We start from the raw sequence: 2,913 nt of genomic DNA, 5'->3' as shown, positions 1-2,913 counted from the left end.
TGTGGCGTAGGGAATGGTTGCGGGGGCAGGCAACCGCCGTAGTCTACTCGGCCCATGCCGCTTTGTGTAGGCTTGAGGATTAGCAGAGTGGCATGGGGGAGCCTCTAAACGTCTCTAAAAAACGTTGCTGCGGTCACTGCCTATCTACAGCGTTGGGGGAAATCTATTGTCCTTGTCTAACAAACATCAACGCTCCCCCAGACCTTCGATAGCTTGCAGCAATCCATTCTGATCAATCAGCTGCCCGTCTCGCTGTGCAGCGTCAATCCCGTCCAGAATCCGCCGCCGAAGGGCATCGCTGGTGGCCTTGAAGCCCAGTCCGCGTGCGATCTCCGTTATTAGCCGGTCGGGTTCGGCGCCGAAGTTCTCGCGGGCGAGCGCGACCGCGCCCAAGGCGATCTCGTCAAGCGGAAGCATCTCCGGCTTTCGAAGAGTCGGGGACTGGGTCTCGGAACGATCCCTCAGAATCGGCGTTCGATCTGCAACCGACAGGAAGTCGCCGGATCTCGTGACCGTGCCCTTCCGCTTTGCCGCCTCTGCCGCCGCGGCGATGGCGTCGCGTATCCGCGCGCCGGCCCGCCCCAATCCCCAGGCCGTCCGAATCCGCGTCACCACCTCGTCGAAATGCACCGGGCCCTCGACCTCGGCGACCTGCTCGACCTGGGCGACAAGGATGCCGCGCGGGGCCTCGTGCAACTCGCCCGAAAGGTGACCCGGACGCAGGAGAACCGCTTCCTCATAGCGTCTGACAGACGCAACCGTGGGCGTGAGAACATGTTCCTCGGCCTGATCGCCGGTCTGAAGATCGAAGATCGTCCACTCACCGTCATCCTCGGTGGTGATGCGGACGGTGGGGCGGGTCTGGCGCAGGTCGCGCCCTTGGTCCTCCGCCTTCGCGGCCTCGATGGCGGCGATGATGCGGGCGAGTTCCTGCTGCGGCCGCTGGAACCAGTCGGTGCTCCACAACCGATGGATGTGCCAGCCGTGGCTTTCAAGGACGGACTGCCGCAGGCGGTCACGATCCCGGGCGGACAGGGCGTCGTGATAAGCGACGCCATCGCATTCGATGCCCAGAAGATAGCGGCCGGGGCGTTCGGGGTCCGACACCGCCAGGTCGATGAAGAACCCGGCAAGGCCGACCTGGCGGTGGACGTGATAGCCGCGCTCGTGAAGAGCATGGGCCACCTGCTCCTCGAAGACGCTGTCGTGGTCGCGGCCGGTGGCTTCGGCCATGGTCAGGTGGCCCGTGCGGGCGAACTGCAGGAACATACGGAAGGCAAAGACGCCCTTTCGGGACTGGGCGAAGTCGGGGTCGATGTCCTCGTCGGTCATCGAGGCGAAGACCTCGCAGCGCTGCTTGGCGCGGCTGATCAGCACGTTGAGCCGGCGCTCCCCTCCGTCCGAGCCAAGGGGACCGAACCGCATCGGCACCCGGCCGCCCGGAACGGTCGGACCGTAGCCGACCGAGATGAAGATGACGTCGCGCTCGTCGCCTTGCACGTTCTCAAGGTTCTTGACGAAGAACGGCTCGGACGGATGGGCATGGAAGAAGCCCTCGGTTTCCGGGTGCGCGCGCCTGAGAAGTTCGAGTTCGTCCAGGATGGCGCGCCGCTGCGCCACCGAGAAGGCAGCGACGCCTAGCGAGAGGTCGGGGCAGTCGAGCGCATGGCGGATGATCGCACGGGCGACGACCTTCGCCTCGACAAGGTTGCAGCGCTTGCCGCCCGCGTCGAAGATCCCGTCGGGGATGCGGTGGAAGCGCAACCCCATGCCCGCCTCGGCCGTATAGGGGCTGGGCACGACGAACAGCTTGTTTTCATAGAACTGCCGATTGCTGACCGCGATCAGCGACTGGTGGCGGCTGCGATAGTGCCAGCGCAGCATCCGCATCGGCAGGCCCCGCGCCGTGAACAGGCCCAATATGCTTTCGATATCGGCAACGCGGGTGCCATCATCCTCGTCGTCATCAACCCCGCCGGTCATGCGCGCGAAGAACGAGGTGGGCGGAAGCTGCCTCGGGTCGCCGACGACGACGACCTGGCGGGCGCGGGCGACCGCGCCCAGGGCGTCCACGGGCTGGATCTGGCTGGCTTCGTCCATGACAAGCAGGTCGAACTCGATGCTGCCGGGGGCAAGGAACTGCGCCACTGAAAGCGGGCTCATCATGAAGACGGGCTTCAGCGCCTGCAGCGCCGGGCCTGTGCGCTCCACAAGCTTCCTGATCGGCATGTGGCCGCGCTTCTTCTGAAGCTCGTTGCGCAGCGTTCCCAATGGACCCATCCCGCTGCCATCGCGCGGGAGCACTCGGGCATGATGCGCCTTGACGGTTTCGTCGGCCGATGCACGGATCCGCTTCAGATCGAGGTCGGCGAAGTCGGCGACTTTCTTCTCATGAAGCGTTCCATCGAAGCGGGCGAGTTCGGGTGCCTCGCGGATCAGCGCGTCGTGAAGATCCTCGTGATAGGCCATCTCGAAAGCCGGGATCACCTGTTCGGGCGGCAAGCGTCCATCGGCGAGGCGATCAACGATGTCACCACAACCAAGGGCATGACCGCGCTGTGCCCGATCGCGGTAGGCGGTCCAGCGGAACAGGCTTTCACCTGCCCCGCCCCAGGCCCGCAGCCGTTCGGTGAGGCTGGCCAGCGGCACGTGGTCCAGCGGCGTGCCGAAGGCGGTGTTCAGATCGAGCTGAAGCTCGGAGGCAATCCCGCTGACATCGGTCCCGAGCTTCTCGGACCGTTCTTGGATTTCACGGGCGATGTCTGCAAGACCCGCGCGATCCGCGATGCGCGCGGAAGGGCGAAGTATATCCGCGTTGTCCGACACCCACCGCAAAGCCGCACGCAGGTCGGGCCAACGCGAGTCGGCGTCCGACCAAATGGCGCCAGCATCTCGGTGGTCGCGCGCCGCAAT

Annotated in this window: 1 protein-coding gene; it reads right to left on the bottom strand. The window is 65.3% G+C overall.

Annotation, left to right across the window (positions count from 1 at the left end):
- Positions 1-186: 186 nt before the first annotated feature.
- On the bottom strand, positions 187-2,913 hold a 2,727-nt coding region (locus tag EPA64_RS16105), incomplete at its 5' end, for a DUF3320 domain-containing protein (protein ID WP_134727303.1).

The organism is Paracoccus luteus (assembly GCF_004522155.1).
GTDB lineage: Bacteria > Pseudomonadota > Alphaproteobacteria > Rhodobacterales > Rhodobacteraceae > Paracoccus > Paracoccus luteus.
Note: the sequence above shows the minus strand (reverse complement) of the source record. Positions and strands in the feature narration are given on the sequence as shown.